Source organism: Klebsiella sp. H-Nf2 (assembly GCF_002806645.1).
GTDB lineage: Bacteria > Pseudomonadota > Gammaproteobacteria > Enterobacterales > Enterobacteriaceae > Klebsiella > Klebsiella variicola.
Map to the genome: position 1 here is coordinate 181,336 of NZ_PIBL01000007.1, position 16,843 is coordinate 198,178.

The window sequence follows — 16,843 nt, forward strand, 5'->3', positions numbered from 1 at the left end:
AAATGATCGATTATGAAGTATTGCGTTTTATCTGGTGGCTGCTGATTGGCATTCTGCTGATTGGCTTCGCTGTCGCCGACGGGTTCGACATGGGGGTGGGCATGCTCACCCGTTTCCTCGGCCGTAACGACACCGAGCGTCGGATTATGATCAACGCCATCGCCCCGCACTGGGACGGTAACCAGGTGTGGCTCATCACCGCCGGCGGCGCGCTGTTCGCGGCCTGGCCGATGGTTTACGCCGCGGCGTTCTCTGGCTTCTATGTGGCGATGATTCTGGTACTGGCCTCGCTGTTCTTCCGTCCGGTAGGTTTTGACTACCGTTCCAAGATCGAGGACACCCGCTGGCGCAACATGTGGGACTGGGGCATCTTCATCGGTAGCTTCGTGCCGCCGCTGGTGATTGGCGTGGCCTTCGGCAACCTGCTGCAGGGCGTGCCGTTCCACGTCGATGAATACCTGCGTCTGTTCTATACCGGTAACTTCTTCCAGCTGCTGAATCCGTTTGGTCTGCTGGCCGGTATCGTCAGCGTGGCGATGATCCTGACACAGGGCGCCACCTACCTGCAGATGCGTACCGTAGGCGAACTGCACCTGCGTACCCGCACCGTTTCCACGGTGGCGGCGCTGGTGACGTTGGTCTGCTTCGCGCTGGCGGGTGTGTGGGTCTACTACGGCATCGACGGTTATGTGGTGAAATCGGTAATGGATCATAGCGGCCCGTCTAACCCGCTGACTAAAGAAGTTGTGCGTGAGGCCGGCGCATGGATGGTGAACTTTAATAACATGCCAGCGCTGTGGGCCGTTCCTGCCCTGGGCGTGGTGCTGCCGCTGCTGACCGTCGTCTCGACTAAAGCGGATAAAGGCGCGTGGGCATTCCTGTTCTCCTCGCTGACCCTGGCCTGCATCATTCTGACCGCCGGTATTGCGATGTTCCCGTTCATCATGCCGTCCAGCACCATGCTGAACGCCAGCCTGACGATGTGGGACGCGACTTCCAGCCAGCGGACGCTGAACCTGATGACCTACGTGGCGATTATCTTCGTGCCAATCATTCTGGCCTACACCAGCTGGTGTTACTGGAAGATGTTTGGCCGCATCACGCGCGAAGACATCGAAAAGAACACCCACTCGTTGTACTAAGGTAAGGAGCTATATATGTGGTACTTCGCATGGATTTTGGGAACGCTTCTTGCCTGTGCCTTTGGGGTGATTACCGCGCTGGCGCTTGAGCACGTGGAAGCCACCAAAGCAGGTAAAGAAGAACACTGATGAGTATTATCGTGATGCGATATACGAAATCATTCGGGTTGCATCGAGGCGGCAAGTCTGTGAATCCCCAGGAGCTTACACCAGTAAGTGACTGGGGTAAGCAGACGTAGCCAACAAAGAGGCGACGTGAATGATAAAGTATATGTATGCGATAATGGACAAGCGCCCGTTAAGGGCGCTTTCCTTATTGATGGCGCTGCTGCTGGCAGGCTGCATTTTCTGGGATCCGTCGCGCTTTGCGGCGAAGACCAGCGAGCTGGAAATCTGGCATGGTTTCTTGCTGATGTGGGCGGTTTGCAGCGGCGTTATTCACGGCGTGGGCTTCCGTCCGCGTGCCGTTCACTGGCAGGGGATTTTCTGTCCGCTTATCGCTGATATTGTGCTCGCTTTAGGTCTCTTCTTTTTCTTCTTTTGAATAAGAGATCTCTGTTAATGGTATGGGCTTGCATAAGCCCATAAAAATTTACGCCCCGTTTACTTTCCCCCATTCCAAACCACCTTTCCCGCGCGTATAGTAGCGAAGTTTGAAAGCTCTAACCTTTTTTTGCATTACCGGGATGTAAAGTGAATACAACGCTGTTTCGATGGCCGGTTCGGGTCTACTACGAAGATACCGACGCCGGTGGTGTGGTTTACCACGCCAGTTACGTCGCTTTTTATGAAAGAGCACGCACAGAGATGCTGCGCCACCATCACTTTAGTCAACAGGTTCTGTTGGCTGAACGCGTTGCCTTCGTGGTTCGCAAAATGACGCTGGAGTATTTTGCCCCCGCCAGACTCGACGACATGCTCGAAGTCCAGACGGAAATTACCTCGATGCGCGGCACCTCTTTGGTTTTCACGCAGCGAATCGTCAACGCCGAGAATACAGTGTTAAACGAAGCTGAGGTTCTCATTGTGTGCGTTGATCCACTCTTAATGAAGCCACGTGCGCTTCCCAAGTCTATTGTCGCGGAGTTTAAGCAGTGACTGACATGAATATCCTTGATTTGTTCCTGAAGGCGAGCCTTCTGGTTAAACTTATCATGTTGATTTTGATTGGTTTTTCTATCGCTTCCTGGGCTATCATTATTCAGAGAACGCGTATCCTCAACTCGGCCGTGCGTGAAGCTGAAGCGTTCGAGGACAAATTCTGGTCCGGGATCGAACTGTCCCGTTTGTATCAGGAGAGCCAGGGGCGTCGCGATAATCTGACCGGTTCGGAGCAAATCTTCTACAGCGGCTTCAAAGAGTTTGCGCGCCTGCATCGGGCCAACAGCCATGCGCCGGAAGCGATTGTCGAAGGGGCATCGCGCGCGATGCGTATTTCGATGAACCGCGAGCTGGAAACGCTGGAGACGCATATCCCGTTCCTCGGCACCGTCGGTTCCATCAGCCCGTATATCGGTCTGTTTGGTACCGTCTGGGGGATCATGCACGCTTTTATCGCCCTTGGCGCGGTGAAGCAGGCCACCCTGCAGATGGTGGCCCCGGGTATCGCCGAAGCGCTGATCGCCACCGCGATCGGTCTGTTCGCTGCTATCCCGGCGGTCATGGCGTATAACCGCCTGAACCAGCGCGTGAACAAACTGGAACTGAACTACGACAACTTTATGGAAGAGTTCACCGCCATTCTGCACCGTCAGGCCTTTACCACCAGCGAAAGCAATAAGGGGTAAGCCATGGCCAGAGCACGTGGACGCGGACGTCGCGAACTGAAGTCCGAGATCAACATCGTTCCGCTGCTGGATGTCTTGTTGGTGCTGTTGCTGATCTTTATGGCAACGGCGCCGATCATTACGCAGAGCGTGGAAGTCGATCTGCCGGACGCCACGGAATCGCAAGCGGTGAAAAGCAATGACGATCCGCCGGTGATTGTAGAAGTCTCCGGGGTAGGGCAGTACAGCGTGAAAGTGGGGCAGGAGACGCTGTCCCAACTGCCGCCGGAGCAGGTGATTGCCGAAGCGAAGCGACGTCTTGAAGCCAATGAGAAAACGGTGTTCCTGATCGGCGGTGCGAAAGACGTCCCTTACGATGAAATTATTAAAGCGCTGAACCTGTTGCATAGTGCAGGGGTTAAATCGGTCGGCTTGATGACCAAACCTATTTAATCGCTTCAGGTATGTGCGTCCGCGCGGCGTCCGGTGGCGAGTATCGCTCGCCGTCGGTGCGTATCGCGGGTACAGGCGAACAGTTTTTGGGAACCGATAGTGTCAAAGGCAACCGAACAAAACGACAAGCTTAAACGAGCGATCATCATTTCAGTCGCGCTGCACATCATTCTGATCGCGCTGCTGATCTGGAGTTCGTTTGACGAGCATCTGGATGCCTCTGCCGGCGGCGGCGGGGGATCGACCATTGATGCCGTCATGGTCGATCCCGGGGCGGTGGTAAATAACTATAACCGTCAGCAACAGCAGCAGGCCAGCGCACGTCGCGCCGCTGAACAGCGTGAAAAACAGGCGCAGCAGCAGGCGGAAGAGTTACGTGAGAAACAGGCGGCGGAACAGGAACGGCTGAAACAGCTCGAACAGGAGCGACTGCAGGCGCAGGAAGCGGCGAAAGAAGCGAAGGAACAGCAGAAGCAGGCTGAGGAAGCGGCTGCCAAGGCCGCCGCGGCGGCGAAAGCCAAAGCGGATTCGCAGGCTAAAGAAGCGCAGGAAGCAGCAGCCAAAGCGGCTGCCGACGCAAAAGCGAAGGCGGATGCCCAGGCAAAAGCGGCTGAGCTGGCAGCGGCTAAAGCCGCCGCTGACGCGAAGAAACAGGCCGATGCCGCCGCCGCGAAAGCGGCAGCCGATGCGAAGAAACAGGCGGAAGCCGAAGCGGCGAAAGCCGCAGCAGAGGCGCAGAAGAAAGCGGAAGCGGCAGCGGCGAAGAAAGCGCAGCAGGAAGCAGAGAAGAAGGCCCAGCAGGAAGCGGCCAAGCAAGCCGCGGCTGAAAAAGCGGCTGCAGAAAAAGCCGCCGAAAAAGCAGCTGAGAAAGCCGCCGCCCAAAAAGCGGCCGCAGAGAAGGCCGCCGCCGAGAAAGCCGCCGCAGCTGAAAAAGCGGCGGCAGCCAAAGCGGCTGCGGCTGAGAAGGCAGCTGCTGATAAAGCGGCCAAAGCGGCAGCAGCAAAAGCGGCAGCAGCGAAGAAAGCGGCCGCTGCGAAAGAAGCGGACGGCGTTGATGACCTGCTCGGCGATCTGAGTTCGGGTAAGAATGCGCCTAAGACAGGCGGTGGGGCCAAAGGCAGTGGTCAGCCAGCGAAAGATAGCGGAACCTCTGGTGCCAACGGTGGTGCTACGGGAGCCGATATCAGTTCCTATGCGAAGCAAATACAAATGGCGATTCAAAGCCGCTTGTATGATGCAAGCCTCTATCAAGGCAAGCGTTGCGTATTGCATATTAACCTGGCTGCTGATGGTACGTTAAAGGACATAACGTCCGAAGGCGGCGACCCTGCTCTGTGTCAGGCAGCTTTAACGGCAGCCAAAACGGCGACTATTCCTAAACCGCCAAGTCAGGCTGTTTATGAGAAAATAAAAAATGCCACACTAGACTTTAAACTGTAATGATTTTTCCCCGAATAATCGGGGAAAACAATCTATCGTAGTCACAGGGTTTTGGTAGTTTTGTGTATTTGAGTTTGTTAACATTCTGCTAAATTATCGTGGGCTTTCCGCCCGGATAAGGGAGATATGATGAAGCAGGCATTACGAGTAGCATTTGGTTTTTTAATGCTGTGGGCAGCGGTGCTGCACGCAGAAGTACGTATCGAGATCACCCAGGGGGTGGACTCGGCACGCCCTATCGGCGTGGTACCGTTCCAGTGGGCTGGCCAGGGCGCTGCGCCTGAAGATGTCGGCGGTATCGTGGCAGCTGACCTGCGCAACAGCGGTAAATTCAACCCGCTGGATCGCTCGCGTCTGCCGCAGCAGCCGACCAGTGCCCAGGAAGTGCAGCCTGCTGCCTGGTCTGCGCTGGGTATTGACGCCGTGGTCGTTGGTCAGGTCACCTCAAACCCGGATGGTTCTTATCAGGTGGCGTATCAGCTGGTGGATACCGGCGGCGCGCCGGGCACAACGCTGGCACAAGGTTCTTTCAAAGTCACTAAACAGTATCTGCGCTATGCGGCGCATACTGCCAGTGACGCGGTATTTGAAAAGCTGACCGGTATTAAAGGCGCATTCCGTACTCGTATTGCCTACGTGGTGCAGACCAACGGTGGTCAGTTCCCGTACGAGCTGCGCGTCTCCGATTATGATGGCTACAACCAGTTCGTGGTTCACCGTTCCTCCCAGCCGCTGATGTCCCCGGCCTGGTCCCCGGACGGTTCTAAACTGGCTTACGTGACCTTTGAAAGCGGACGTTCTGCGCTGGTGGTGCAGACCCTGGCGAACGGTGCTGTGCGTCAAATCGCCTCCTTCCCGCAGCACAACGGCGCGCCGGCGTTCTCACCGGATGGCTCTAAACTGGCCTTCGCACTGTCGAAAACCGGTAGCCTGAACCTGTACGTGATGGATCTGGGCTCGGGTCAGATTCGTCAGATAACTAACGGTCGCAGCAACAACACTGAACCTAGCTGGTTCCCGGACAGCCAGAACCTGGCCTTCACCTCTGACCAGGCCGGTCGTCCGCAAGTGTATAAAGTCAACATCAATGGCGGCACGCCGCAGCGTATCACCTGGGAAGGTTCACAGAACCAGGACGCCGACGTGAGCGCAGATGGTAAAACGATGGTAATGGTCAGCTCGGCCGGCGGTCAGCAGCACATTGCCAAACAAGATCTGGAAGCGGGTGGTGTACAGGTTCTGTCATCAACGTTTTTAGACGAAACGCCAAGTCTGGCACCTAACGGCACTATGGTAATCTACAGCTCTTCTCAGGGGATGGGATCCGTGCTGAATCTGGTTTCTACAGATGGGCGTTTCAAAGCGCGTCTTCCGGCAACTGATGGACAGGTAAAATCACCTGCCTGGTCGCCGTATCTGTAATAATAAATAATTGATTATTAAAGGAATCAAAGAAATGCAACTGAACAAAGTGCTGAAAGGGCTGATGATCGCTCTGCCGGTTATGGCAATCGCGGCATGTTCTTCTAACAAGAACGCCAGCAACGACCAGAGCGGTGAAGGCATGTTGGGTGCCGGCACTGGTATGGACGCTAACGGTAACGGCGGCAACATGTCTTCTGAAGAGCAAGCTCGTCTGCAGATGCAGCAGCTGCAGCAGAACAACATCGTTTACTTCGATCTGGACAAGTACGATATCCGTTCTGACTTCGCTGCCATGCTGGACGCGCACGCTAACTTCCTGCGTAGCAACCCGTCCTACAAAGTGACTGTAGAAGGTCACGCGGATGAGCGCGGTACACCGGAATACAACATCGCTCTGGGTGAGCGTCGTGCTAACGCCGTTAAGATGTATCTGCAGGGCAAAGGTGTTTCTGCCGATCAGATCTCCATCGTTTCTTACGGTAAAGAAAAACCAGCAGTACTGGGTCATGACGAAGCGGCATATGCCAAAAACCGTCGCGCCGTACTGGTTTACTAAGAGAATTGCATGAGCAGTAACTTCAGACATCATTTATTGAGTCTGTCGTTACTGGTTGGCATAGCGGCCCCCTGGGCCGCTTTTGCTCAGGCGCCAATCAGTAGTGTCGGCTCAGGCTCGGTCGAAGACCGCGTCACTCAACTCGAGCGTATTTCCAATGCTCACAGCCAGCTTTTAACCCAACTCCAGCAACAACTCTCTGATAACCAGACTGACATTGATTCTCTCCGTGGCCAGATCCAGGAGAACCAGTATCAGCTGAATCAGATCGTTGAGCGCCAGAAGCAGATTCTGCTGCAGATAGACAGTCTGAGCAGCGGTGGCGGCGCAGCGGCGGCATCAGGTGCGCAGGCTCCGTCGTCTTCTGGCGATCAGAGCGCGGCTGCCACCAGCGCAGCGCCAGCGGCCTCGTCAGGCGCCCCGGCGATGACGGGCGATGCGAACACCGATTACAATGCGGCCATTGCCCTGGTGAAGGATGCTTCACGCCAGGATGACGCCATGGTGGCGTTTCAGAACTTCGTTAAAAAGTACCCGGATTCAACTTATCAGCCGAACGCCAACTACTGGCTCGGACAGTTGAACTACAACAAGGGGAAAAAAGACGATGCGGCGTTTTACTTCGCCTCGGTGGTGAAGAACTACCCGAAATCGCCTAAAGCGCCCGACGCCATGTTTAAGGTCGGCGTGATCATGCAGGACAAAGGTGATACCGCGAAAGCGAAAGCGGTTTACCAGCAGGTGATCAGTAAATTCCCCGGCACCGACGGTGCAAAACAAGCGCAAAAACGTCTTAATGCTCTTGGTTGATTACGGCATGACCAGAAATCGCGTTATTTCTGGTCTTGTCGCCTGAATCACCAGCAGTTAAGTGATCTTTATCGAAATTTTAGTTGCGCTGAATTCTGAAATCAGTAATATATGCCGCCGTTGCCAAGGGATATCAAACAAGCCCAAAGCGATGCCAGAGTGGGTCGTTAGCTCAGTTGGTAGAGCAGTTGACTTTTAATCAATTGGTCGCAGGTTCGAATCCTGCACGACCCACCAATCGTTCTGGTGGAACGCGATAGTAAAACGTGAAGGATAACGTTGCGACAGCAACGGCCCATAGGGCGAGGCGAAGCCGAGTCATCCTGCACGACCCACCATTTAGCAGTATCCAGCGTAGTATCGGGTGATTAGCTCAGCTGGGAGAGCACCTCCCTTACAAGGAGGGGGTCGGCGGTTCGATCCCGTCATCACCCACCACCGGGTCGTTAGCTCAGTTGGTAGAGCAGTTGACTTTTAATCAATTGGTCGCAGGTTCGAATCCTGCACGACCCACCATCTTTAACATCGAACGTCGGTGTTAAACGTGAAGGATAACGTTGCTTCAGCAACGGCCCGAAGGGCGAGCGAAGCGAGTCATCCTGCACGACCCACCATCTTAATGACGGGTCGGTGGACGCAGTATCGGTAGTATCCAGCGCAGTTTCGGGTGATTAGCTCAGCTGGGAGAGCACCTCCCTTACAAGGAGGGGGTCGGCGGTTCGATCCCGTCATCACCCACCACTCGGGTCGTTAGCTCAGTTGGTAGAGCAGTTGACTTTTAATCAATTGGTCGCAGGTTCGAATCCTGCACGACCCACCAATTTCAATATTGGTGTCGAGTGAAATTATTCAGGTAATACCAGAGCGGGTCGTTAGCTCAGTTGGTAGAGCAGTTGACTTTTAATCAATTGGTCGCAGGTTCGAATCCTGCACGACCCACCATCCTGAATGATTACAGTAGCAAAATCCCGCAAGGGGTCGTTAGCTCAGTTGGTAGAGCAGTTGACTTTTAATCAATTGGTCGCAGGTTCGAATCCTGCACGACCCACCAATGTAAAAAGGCGCCCTAAAGGCGCCTTTTTGCTATCCGCCATACTTCAAAATTCGACTTCAGCATGACTCCACGGTCACGCTGCGCTTACCGTGGCTACCCAGGGTGCGAACCGGTCGCTCGGGCAGATGCGCACCATCGTCCGCGGAATACGGACGGATGTACAAAATTCATCACGACTTTTTGCGCGTAATCCGCTATCTTGTTTAGCATATAAAACACCATGACCGTATTAAGGCGCAGACAGGCCATACTGACGGTCTTAGAGTTAAGCCAGTAAAACGAGATTGCATGATGAGCGTAATGTTTGATCCTGAAACGGCGATTTATCCTTTCCCAGCGAAACCACAGCCGCTGACCGTCGACGAAAAGCAGTTTTATCGCGAAAAAATCAAGCGCTTGCTGCGCGAGCGCGACGCCGTAATGGTGGCGCATTACTACACCGATCCTGAAATTCAACAGCTGGCGGAAGAAACCGGCGGCTGTATCGCCGACTCGCTGGAGATGGCGCGTTTTGGCGCCCGTCATTCGGCCTCCACGCTGCTGGTCGCCGGGGTGCGATTTATGGGGGAAACCGCCAAAATCCTCAGCCCGGAAAAGACCATTCTGATGCCGACCCTGAACGCGGAGTGTTCGCTGGATCTGGGCTGTCCGATTGAGGAATTCAACGCCTTCTGCGATGCCCATCCCGATCGCACCGTGGTGGTTTATGCCAATACGTCCGCCGCGGTGAAGGCCCGCGCTGACTGGGTGGTCACCTCCAGTATCGCCGTGGAACTCATTGATCATCTGGACAGCCTTGGCCAAAAGATCCTCTGGGCGCCGGACCGCCACCTTGGCCGCTATGTCCAGCGTCAGACCGGCGCAGACGTGCTGTGCTGGCAGGGGGCGTGCATCGTGCACGATGAGTTTAAAACCCAGGCACTGACGCGTATGAAGGTCCTCTATCCTGAGGCTGCTGTACTGGTCCATCCTGAGTCGCCGCAGGCGATTGTCGAGATGGCGGATGCCGTGGGCTCCACCAGCCAGCTGATTGCGGCGGCGAAAAGCTTGCCCCAGCGTCAGCTGATCGTGGCGACCGATCGCGGTATCTTCTATAAAATGCAGCAGGCGGTACCGGAGAAAACGCTGCTGGAAGCGCCCACCGCTGGCGAAGGGGCGACCTGCCGCAGCTGCGCGCACTGTCCGTGGATGGCGATGAACGGCCTGAAAGCCATTGCCGAGGGACTCGAACAGGGCGGTGCGGAACACGAAATCCACGTCGACGAAGCGCTGCGCACCGGGGCATTGATTCCGCTTAACCGGATGCTGGATTTTGCGGCTACACTACGGGGATAACGTATTGTCGCGTCGCAAGACGCTGAGGGGATGAAATGGATTTTTTTAGCACGCAGAATATCTTAGTACATATACCCATCGGCGCCGGGGGGTACGATCTCTCCTGGATAGAGGCCGTGGGGACCATCGCCGGGCTGCTGTGCATCTGGCTGGCGAGCCTGGAGAAGATCAGTAACTATGCTTTCGGGCTGGTCAACGTCACACTGTTCGCCATCATCTTCTTTCAGATCCAGCTGTACGCCAGCCTGCTGCTGCAGTTGTTCTTCTTTGCCGCTAACGTTTACGGCTGGTATGCCTGGTCGCGGCAAAGCAGCAACCATGAGGCTGAGCTGCAGATCCGCTGGCTACCGCGCAATAAAGCCCTGGGCTGGCTGGCGGCCTGTGTGGTGGCGATCGGCTTGCTGACCCTGTTTATCAACCCGTTCTTTGCTTTCCTGACGCGGATCGCGGTCAGCCTGATGCAAGCGCTGGGTCTGCAGGTCTCCATGCCGGTGCTGCAGCCGGATGCCTTCCCGTTCTGGGACTCTTGCATGACGGTGCTGTCGGTGGTGGCGATGATCTTAATGACCCGCAAGTATGTTGAGAACTGGCTGCTGTGGGTGATCGTCAACGTGATAAGCGTGGTGATTTTTGCCCGCCAGGGCGTCTATGCCATGTCCCTGGAATACCTCTTGCTGACGTTCATTGCGCTGAACGGCAGCCGGATGTGGATAAACAGCGCGCGTGAGCGAGGTTCTCACGCGTTTTCTGGCTAATGGTGGTGGTGATGATCGTGCCCGGCGTGCATCGTGTTGAGATGGCACTCCGGGCCGCTGCAGGGCTGGTACTCCATCTGCACTGTGGCATGCTCAATTTCATATTTATGTTCCAGGAAATGCAGGATGCGGTTGAGTAACGCATCATGATCGTGCGGCGGGACCACCTGAACATGCAGCGTCATCACCGGTTTTTCCCCCACCAGCCAGACGTGGACGTGGTGAACATCGCGTACCTCCGGGATAGAGCGGCGAATATCCCGCTGCAGGGCCGCGACGTCCAGCGAACGCGGCGCGCCTTCCAGCAGTTCATTCAGACTCTCCTTTAGCAGCCGCCAGGCGCTACGTAATACCAGGCAGGAAACCAGCACGGAAAGAATCGGGTCGACAGGCGTCCAGCCGGTGGTGAGGATCACCACGGCTGCCACGATCGCGCCGACCGAGCCCAGCAGGTCGCCCAGCACGTGTAGCGCTGCAGCGCGCACGTTGAGATTCTGCTCTTCACTCCCCCGATGCAGGATCCAGAAGGCCAGCACGTTGGCCAGCAGGCCGGCGACCGCAATCACCATCATCGTCACGCCGGCCACCGGCTGCGGATGCTGGAAGCGCTGAATCGCCTCCCAGACAATCAAAATGGTAATCACCACCAGGGCAATGGCATTGAGAAACGCCGCCAGGGTGGTCAAACGCAACCAGCCAAAGGTATGGCGGGTATTCGGTGGGCGGCTGGCGAAGCGAACCGCCAGCAGCGCAAACAGCAGGGCGGCGGAATCGGTGAGCATATGGCCGGCATCCGCCAGCAGGGCCAGCGAACCGGAGATCGCGCCGCCGACGGCTTCAATCAACATAAAACCGGCGGTGACGATAAATGCCCACAGCAGCCGGCGAGCGTTACTGCTGTCCGGAGCCTGAGCAGGAGAGTGCGAATGCGGGTGGGCCATCGTGTCGTCCCTTGATAGTTATCATTATTATTCTATGACATCATAAACAGAGGTCGATAACAAACAGAGAAAAGGCGAGCTGGGCCCGCCTTTTCTCTGTTGGTGCCCACCGCATTACTTACTGGGTGGTACCGTCGGTTTTGCTGTTGTCGTGGTTCATGCTGCCGCCATTGTCCAGTTTCTTACCGGTGTCTGGACAGCGGCCATCTTTACACATCGAGTTTTTATGCACTTCATCGCTCGACATATTGTCCTGGCTCATCGTCGAGCCGTCAGGATGGAGCATGGTGCCGCCAGAGCCGGAATTGATCTGGTTATTGTCCACATTGTTTGGCGCCACGTTCTCACGGGCATCTGGCGCCACCTGACCGGCATCCGCGGAAGAGTTAGCCTGGCCATTGTTGGACTGTGCGCCAGTGTCTGCCGCCAGGGCCGCGCCGTTGGCAAGACCTAAGGTGGCGGTGAGCAAAAGGGTCGTCAGTTTTTTCATATTCATCGGATACTCCTGTTAAGCCGGGAAGGGGGAAATGCACTTCCCGCGGTGAGTGTGCCAGGGATCTGACTCGCTATGGTTAAAGACTCCGCAGACGATCGCAGTGTCACTATATAATCCTGAAACGTAAGGCTTAATTAGCTTTAACAGTTAATTATTGTAGTGCATGAGCCTGGTTTCGCTACTTTATGGCGTATTTTTGCCTATTTCCAGGATTATTCCATCACTACTGTAAAATCACGTTTACACTTTTTCGGCGAAGAGATAGATTGGAGGGATTGCATTTCATTGAATAAGTATGGCAACGCTGGAAAGAAGATGAATTATCAGAACGACGATTTACGTATTAAAGAGATCAACGAATTATTACCTCCCGTTGCGCTCCTGGAAAAATTCCCTGCTACCGAAAATGCTGCAAATACCGTTGCACATGCTCGCAAAGCGATCCATCAGATCCTCAAGGGTGACGATGACCGTCTGCTGGTAGTGATTGGGCCCTGTTCGATTCACGATCCGGCAGCGGCGAAAGAGTACGCTTCCCGTCTGCTGCCCCTGCGCGAGGCGCTGAAGGGCGAGCTCGAGATCGTCATGCGGGTCTATTTTGAAAAGCCGCGCACCACCGTCGGCTGGAAAGGGCTTATCAACGATCCCCACATGGATAACAGCTTCCGCATCAACGACGGGTTGCGCATCGCGCGCAAACTGCTGCTGGACATTAACGACAGCGGCCTGCCGGCGGCGGGGGAATTCCTCGATATGATCACCCCGCAGTATGTCGCCGATCTGATGAGCTGGGGCGCCATTGGGGCACGTACCACCGAATCCCAGGTTCACCGTGAACTCGCCTCCGGACTCTCCTGCCCGGTGGGCTTTAAGAATGGTACCGATGGCACCATCAAGGTGGCTATCGACGCGATTAACGCCGCTGGCGCACCGCACTGTTTCCTGTCGGTCACTAAGTGGGGCCACTCCGCTATCGTTAATACCAGCGGTAACGGCGACTGCCATATTATTCTGCGCGGCGGCAAAGAGCCGAACTACAGCGCGAAGCACGTGGCGGACGTGAAGATCGGCCTGGCGAAAGCGGGCCTGCCGGCCCAGGTGATGATCGACTTCAGCCATGCCAACTCCAGCAAGCAGTTCAAAAAGCAGATGGAAGTGGGCGCCGACGTATGCCAGCAGGTTGCCGGCGGTGAGCGGGCGATCATGGGCGTGATGATTGAAAGCCATCTGGTGGAAGGCAACCAGAGCCTCGAGAGCGGTGAACCGCTGACCTACGGCAAGAGCGTCACCGACGCCTGCATCGGCTGGGAGGATACCGAAACGATCCTGCGTCAGCTGGCGGAAGCGGTGAAAACCCGCCGCGGCTAAGCGAATCTGCGCTGGCGCAGGCAATAAAAAAGCGTGGAGATTTCCACGCTTTTTTGTTCTCACCGGGAGGAATTACTTCGCTTTACCCTGGTTGGCGACGGCAGCAGCTTTCGCCGCGATCTCTTCCGCATTGCCCAGATAGTAATGTTTGATCGGCTTGAAGTTTTCATCGAACTCATACACCAGCGGTACGCCGGTCGGGATGTTCAGTTCGAGGATCTCGTCTTCGCCCATGTTGTCGAGGTATTTCACCAGCGCGCGCAGGGAGTTACCGTGAGCGGCGATGATCACGCGCTCACCGCTTTTCAGGCGCGGCAGAATGGTTTCGTTCCAGTAAGGCACGACGCGGTCGATGGTCAGCGCCAGGCTTTCAGTGGTCGGCAGTTCTGCGTCGGTCAGTTTTGCATAGCGCGGATCGTGGCCCGGGTAGCGCTCGTCGTCTTTGGTCAGCTCCGGCGGAGTGACAGCGAAGCCGCGACGCCACTGTTTAACCTGCTCGTCACCGTATTTCTCAGCGGTTTCCGCTTTGTTCAGGCCCTGCAGCGCGCCGTAATGACGCTCGTTCAGCTTCCAGGATTTCTCGACCGGCAGCCAGGCCTGATCCAGTTCGTCCAGCACGTTCCACAGGGTGTGGATGGCACGTTTCAGCACGGAGGTATAAGCAAAATCAAAGCTGAAGCCTTCAGCCTTCAGCAGTTTACCTGCCGCTTTCGCTTCGCTAACGCCTTTCTCGGACAGATCAACGTCGTACCAACCGGTGAAGCGGTTTTCGTTGTTCCACTGGCTTTCGCCATGACGAACCAGTACCAGCTTAGTTACAGCCATTCTCTTACTCCTCTCTACACGCCATCCCTCGCGCCGCGAACGGTGCGCTGAATATGTTGGTGTATGTGTTATTGATTGATAACTATTCTCATTATATTGCCGTGATTTGGCTCACGGCAATGCTTATCCCTAACCATAGCGAAAATAGTGGCTCAGTGTAAGGTGCTTGTAAAACACAGGTTATTTTTTTGTCCTTTGGTGACGGAAAATAGAGCAGGTTGCTGAAAAAAGAGGCGGCAGAGAGGAGGGCGGGGACGAAAAGCAGCGCCCCCGGCGGGGGGCGCATGCGGTTATCGGGCGATAAACTGATATTCCGTCAGGCTGACGTACTCCTGGCCCGGACGTAACACACAGTCCGGCTGCGGCCATTCCGGATGATTCGGCGAATCCGGCAGGAATTCGCTCTCCAGCGCCAGCCCCTGCCAGTCGGCGTAGGGCTCCGTCGTCTGCGACGGGGTGCCGCCGAGATAGTTGCCGGAGTAAAACTGCAGCGCTGGAGCGGAGGTATAGACCGTCATCTGCAGCTTGCCGTCCTGCGACCAGACCTGCGCTGCAGGCTGGCTGGCGTCGCCTTTGGCATCCAGCAGGAAGGCATGATCGTATCCCTTCACCTTTTGCTGATCGGCGTCGGCGAGGAAGTCGGCGGCGATGGTTTTCGGCTGGCGGAAATCAAAGCTGGTGTTAGCAACATCTTTGAGTTCACCACCTGGGATACCGTCGCTTTCCACCGGCAGATACCTCTGGGCGAGGATCTGCAGCTGGTGCTGGCGCACGTCGCGCTGGTCACCGTCGAGGTTGAAATAGACGTGATTGGTCATGTTCACCGGGCAGGGGTGGTCCACGGTGGCGCGATAGGTAATCGCGATGCGGTTATCGTCGGTCAGACGATAGTGTGCGGTGGCCTGCAGAGTGCCCGGAAAGCCTTGATCGCCATCGGGCGAGGTCAGGGCGAACAGCACTTCCTGCTCGTCGGCGCGGACAATGCGCCAGCGGCGTTTATCAAACCCTTCCGGGCCGCCGTGGAGCTGGTGACCCGCGTCGTTTGACGGCGTGACGTTGACGAGCTGGCCGTCAAGCGGGAAGCGGCTATTGCCGATACGGTTGGCGTAGCGGCCTACCGAGGCGCCAAGAAACGCGGCCTGGTGGGCATAGTCCTCCAGCTTTGCACAGCCCAGCAGCGGACGGCGCAGGCTGCCATCGGCCAGCGGCACCTCGGCGCTGAGCAGCGTCGCGCCCCAGTCCGCCACGGTAACGGTCATCCCCGACTTATTGCGCAGGGTCACCTGCTGCCAGGGTTGGCCGTCCGGCGCCAGTGCGGTGGTTTGCGTTACCATTGGCCAGCCCCCTGTGACGGTTTGCAGACATAGAATGTCTCTTTAATACCGGTTTTCGCTTCATACGTTTTGGCAACGGCCTGCTGAACGGTATCGACCAAATCTTCCGGGATCAACGCTACCACGCAGCCGCCAAAGCCGCCGCCGGTCATGCGCACGCCGCCTTTATCGCCGATCGCGGCCTTAACGATCTCCACCAGAGTGTCGATCTGCGGGACGGTGATCTCGAAATCATCGCGCATCGAGGCGTGGGATTCGGCCATCAGCTCACCCATCCGCTTCAGGTCGCCTTTTTCGAGGGCGCTGGCAGCTTCCACAGTGCGGGCATTCTCCGTCAGCACATGGCGTACGCGCTTCGCGACGACCGGATCCAGCTCATGGGCGACGGCGTTAAATTGCTCGAGGGTAACATCGCGCAGGGCGGGCTGCTGGAAGAAGCGCGCCCCGGTTTCGCACTGTTCACGACGGGTGTTGTACTCGCTGCCGACGAGGGTGCGCTTAAAGTTGCTGTTGATGATCACCACCGCCACGCCTTTCGGCATCGAGACGGCTTTGGTGCCCAGCGAACGGCAGTCGATCAGCAGCGCATGGTCTTTTTTGCCCAGCGCCGAAATCAGCTGATCCATGATCCCGCAGTTGCAGCCGACGAACTGGTTTTCCGCCTCCTGGCCGTTGAGGGCGATTTGCGCGCCGTCCAGCGGCAGATGATAGAGCTGTTGGAACACGGTGCCGACAGCCACTTCCAGCGAGGCTGAGGAGCTTAACCCCGCACCCTGCGGCACATTGCCGCTGATCACCAGATCCGCGCCGCCAAAGTGGCTGTTCCGCTGCTGCAGATGCTTTACCACGCCGCGGACATAGTTCGACCACTGCTGGGTATCGTGGCTGATAATCGGCGCGTCGAGAGAGAATTCATCGGTTTGATTGTCGTAATCGGCGGCAATCACCCGCACGGTACGATCGTCGCGCGGCGCACAGCTGATCACCGTCTGGTAGTCGATGGCGCAGGGCAGCACAAAACCGTCGTTATAATCGGTATGCTCGCCGATCAGGTTGACGCGGCCTGGCGCCTGAATGACATGGCTGGCCGGATAGCCGAAGGCGTCAGCAAACAGGGTTTGGGTTTTCTCTTTCAGACTCATC

The 16,843-nt window shown here is 56.4% G+C and carries 18 protein-coding genes and 7 tRNA genes; 20 read left to right on the forward strand and 5 right to left on the reverse strand.

From position 1 onward, the window contains the following. Positions 1-2 precede the first annotated feature (2 nt). From cydB to pnuC, 19 genes are all read left to right on the forward strand, one after another. The gene (gene cydB / locus CWM58_RS18045; RefSeq protein WP_074386512.1) at positions 3-1,142 is read left to right on the forward strand and encodes a cytochrome d ubiquinol oxidase subunit II; all 1,140 of its coding nucleotides are present in this window, start codon (positions 3-5) and stop codon (positions 1,140-1,142) included. Positions 1,143-1,157: 15 nt separating this feature from the next. After that, complete coding sequence (cydX, locus tag CWM58_RS18050) at positions 1,158-1,271, forward strand: cytochrome bd-I oxidase subunit CydX (protein ID WP_004100325.1); 114 nt, start codon at positions 1,158-1,160, stop codon at positions 1,269-1,271. 130 nt (positions 1,272-1,401) lie between these two features. Continuing rightward, positions 1,402-1,686 carry a cyd operon protein YbgE gene (gene ybgE, locus CWM58_RS18060; RefSeq protein WP_008805691.1) on the forward strand — a complete coding sequence of 95 codons (285 nt, stop codon included), beginning with the start codon at positions 1,402-1,404 and terminating at the stop codon, positions 1,684-1,686. A gap of 149 nt (positions 1,687-1,835) precedes the next feature. After that, on the forward strand, positions 1,836-2,240 hold the full coding sequence (gene ybgC / locus CWM58_RS18065) for a tol-pal system-associated acyl-CoA thioesterase (RefSeq protein WP_002895056.1): 405 nt from the start codon (positions 1,836-1,838) through the stop codon (positions 2,238-2,240). After that, positions 2,237-2,929: a Tol-Pal system protein TolQ gene (gene tolQ / locus CWM58_RS18070; protein WP_074386511.1), complete on the forward strand. Its 693-nt coding sequence runs from the start codon at positions 2,237-2,239 to the stop codon at positions 2,927-2,929. The genes ybgC and tolQ overlap by 4 nt, the downstream gene beginning before the upstream one ends. A 3-nt stretch (positions 2,930-2,932) precedes the next feature. Continuing rightward, the gene (tolR, locus tag CWM58_RS18075) at positions 2,933-3,361 is read left to right on the forward strand and encodes a colicin uptake protein TolR (protein WP_002895061.1); all 429 of its coding nucleotides are present in this window, start codon (positions 2,933-2,935) and stop codon (positions 3,359-3,361) included. A gap of 99 nt (positions 3,362-3,460) precedes the next feature. Beyond that, on the forward strand, positions 3,461-4,801 hold the full coding sequence (gene tolA, locus CWM58_RS18080; protein ID WP_100681478.1) for a cell envelope integrity protein TolA: 1,341 nt from the start codon (positions 3,461-3,463) through the stop codon (positions 4,799-4,801). Positions 4,802-4,930: 129 nt separating this feature from the next. Continuing rightward, positions 4,931-6,223 (forward strand): Tol-Pal system beta propeller repeat protein TolB, encoded by a 1,293-nt coding sequence (tolB, locus tag CWM58_RS18085; RefSeq protein ID WP_061155306.1) that lies wholly within the window; start codon positions 4,931-4,933, stop codon positions 6,221-6,223. A gap of 34 nt (positions 6,224-6,257) precedes the next feature. Then, the gene (gene pal / locus CWM58_RS18090; RefSeq protein ID WP_002895068.1) at positions 6,258-6,782 is read left to right on the forward strand and encodes a peptidoglycan-associated lipoprotein Pal; all 525 of its coding nucleotides are present in this window, start codon (positions 6,258-6,260) and stop codon (positions 6,780-6,782) included. 9 nt (positions 6,783-6,791) lie between these two features. Then, positions 6,792-7,592 (forward strand): cell division protein CpoB, encoded by an 801-nt coding sequence (gene cpoB / locus CWM58_RS18095; protein ID WP_100681479.1) that lies wholly within the window; start codon positions 6,792-6,794, stop codon positions 7,590-7,592. A gap of 161 nt (positions 7,593-7,753) precedes the next feature. Further along, a tRNA-Lys gene (locus CWM58_RS18100) sits at positions 7,754-7,829 on the forward strand. 125 nt (positions 7,830-7,954) lie between these two features. Continuing rightward, positions 7,955-8,030, forward strand: a tRNA-Val gene (locus CWM58_RS18105). Positions 8,031-8,032: 2 nt separating this feature from the next. Then, positions 8,033-8,108: transfer RNA gene (locus CWM58_RS18110), tRNA-Lys, on the forward strand. 149 nt (positions 8,109-8,257) lie between these two features. Next, positions 8,258-8,333, forward strand: a tRNA-Val gene (locus CWM58_RS18115). Between the two features lie 3 nt (positions 8,334-8,336). Next, positions 8,337-8,412 (forward strand) — tRNA-Lys (locus tag CWM58_RS18120). Positions 8,413-8,458: 46 nt separating this feature from the next. Then, a tRNA-Lys gene (locus tag CWM58_RS18125) sits at positions 8,459-8,534 on the forward strand. A 33-nt stretch (positions 8,535-8,567) separates the two neighbouring features. Further along, a tRNA-Lys gene (locus CWM58_RS18130) sits at positions 8,568-8,643 on the forward strand. Between the two features lie 294 nt (positions 8,644-8,937). After that, positions 8,938-9,981, forward strand: a complete 1,044-nt coding sequence (gene nadA / locus CWM58_RS18135) for a quinolinate synthase NadA (RefSeq protein ID WP_100681506.1) — start codon at positions 8,938-8,940, stop codon at positions 9,979-9,981. Positions 9,982-10,016: 35 nt separating this feature from the next. Continuing rightward, complete coding sequence (gene pnuC / locus CWM58_RS18140; protein WP_061155304.1) at positions 10,017-10,736, forward strand: nicotinamide riboside transporter PnuC; 720 nt, start codon at positions 10,017-10,019, stop codon at positions 10,734-10,736. On the opposite strand, the gene zitB is transcribed toward pnuC, so the two are convergent. Continuing rightward, entirely contained in the window at positions 10,733-11,677 is a 945-nt protein-coding gene (zitB, locus tag CWM58_RS18145; RefSeq protein WP_061155303.1) for a CDF family zinc transporter ZitB, read from the reverse strand. The genes pnuC and zitB overlap by 4 nt on opposite strands. A 118-nt stretch (positions 11,678-11,795) precedes the next feature. After that, complete coding sequence (locus CWM58_RS18150; protein ID WP_064144029.1) at positions 11,796-12,173, reverse strand: YbgS-like family protein; 378 nt, start codon at positions 12,171-12,173, stop codon at positions 11,796-11,798. 315 nt (positions 12,174-12,488) lie between these two features. On the opposite strand from CWM58_RS18150, the gene aroG reads away from it, so the two are divergent. After that, positions 12,489-13,541 carry a 3-deoxy-7-phosphoheptulonate synthase AroG gene (gene aroG, locus CWM58_RS18155; RefSeq protein WP_061155302.1) on the forward strand — a complete coding sequence of 351 codons (1,053 nt, stop codon included), beginning with the start codon at positions 12,489-12,491 and terminating at the stop codon, positions 13,539-13,541. 72 nt (positions 13,542-13,613) lie between these two features. Here aroG and gpmA read toward each other — a convergent pair whose 3' ends face one another. From gpmA to galK, 3 genes are all read right to left on the reverse strand, one after another. Then, positions 13,614-14,366: a 2,3-diphosphoglycerate-dependent phosphoglycerate mutase gene (gene gpmA / locus CWM58_RS18160; protein ID WP_002895089.1), complete on the reverse strand. Its 753-nt coding sequence runs from the start codon at positions 14,364-14,366 to the stop codon at positions 13,614-13,616. Between the two features lie 290 nt (positions 14,367-14,656). Next, on the reverse strand, positions 14,657-15,700 hold the full coding sequence (gene galM / locus CWM58_RS18165) for a galactose-1-epimerase (RefSeq protein ID WP_100681480.1): 1,044 nt from the start codon (positions 15,698-15,700) through the stop codon (positions 14,657-14,659). Beyond that, positions 15,694-16,842 (reverse strand): galactokinase, encoded by a 1,149-nt coding sequence (gene galK / locus CWM58_RS18170; protein WP_100681481.1) that lies wholly within the window; start codon positions 16,840-16,842, stop codon positions 15,694-15,696. The genes galM and galK overlap by 7 nt, the downstream gene beginning before the upstream one ends. Position 16,843: the final 1 nt, after the last annotated feature.

Excerpts from the sequence above, each read along its gene's own strand:
- aroG (WP_061155302.1), top strand. The coding sequence starts at position 12,489 with ATGAATTATCAGAACGACGATTTACGTATTAAAGAGATCAACGAATTA.
- tolB (WP_061155306.1), top strand. The coding sequence starts at position 4,931 with ATGAAGCAGGCATTACGAGTAGCATTTGGTTTTTTAATGCTGTGGGCA.
- CWM58_RS18150 (WP_064144029.1), bottom strand. The coding sequence starts at position 12,173 with ATGAATATGAAAAAACTGACGACCCTTTTGCTCACCGCCACCTTAGGT.
- gpmA (WP_002895089.1), bottom strand. The coding sequence starts at position 14,366 with ATGGCTGTAACTAAGCTGGTACTGGTTCGTCATGGCGAAAGCCAGTGG.
- ybgE (WP_008805691.1), top strand. The coding sequence starts at position 1,402 with ATGATAAAGTATATGTATGCGATAATGGACAAGCGCCCGTTAAGGGCG.
- galM (WP_100681480.1), bottom strand. The coding sequence starts at position 15,700 with ATGGTAACGCAAACCACCGCACTGGCGCCGGACGGCCAACCCTGGCAG.
- nadA (WP_100681506.1), top strand. The coding sequence starts at position 8,938 with ATGAGCGTAATGTTTGATCCTGAAACGGCGATTTATCCTTTCCCAGCG.
- pal (WP_002895068.1), top strand. The coding sequence starts at position 6,258 with ATGCAACTGAACAAAGTGCTGAAAGGGCTGATGATCGCTCTGCCGGTT.
- cydB (WP_074386512.1), top strand. The coding sequence starts at position 3 with ATGATCGATTATGAAGTATTGCGTTTTATCTGGTGGCTGCTGATTGGC.
- tolR (WP_002895061.1), top strand. The coding sequence starts at position 2,933 with ATGGCCAGAGCACGTGGACGCGGACGTCGCGAACTGAAGTCCGAGATC.
- zitB (WP_061155303.1), bottom strand. The coding sequence starts at position 11,677 with ATGGCCCACCCGCATTCGCACTCTCCTGCTCAGGCTCCGGACAGCAGT.
- cydX (WP_004100325.1), top strand. The coding sequence starts at position 1,158 with ATGTGGTACTTCGCATGGATTTTGGGAACGCTTCTTGCCTGTGCCTTT.
- pnuC (WP_061155304.1), top strand. The coding sequence starts at position 10,017 with ATGGATTTTTTTAGCACGCAGAATATCTTAGTACATATACCCATCGGC.
- cpoB (WP_100681479.1), top strand. The coding sequence starts at position 6,792 with ATGAGCAGTAACTTCAGACATCATTTATTGAGTCTGTCGTTACTGGTT.
- galK (WP_100681481.1), bottom strand. The coding sequence starts at position 16,842 with ATGAGTCTGAAAGAGAAAACCCAAACCCTGTTTGCTGACGCCTTCGGC.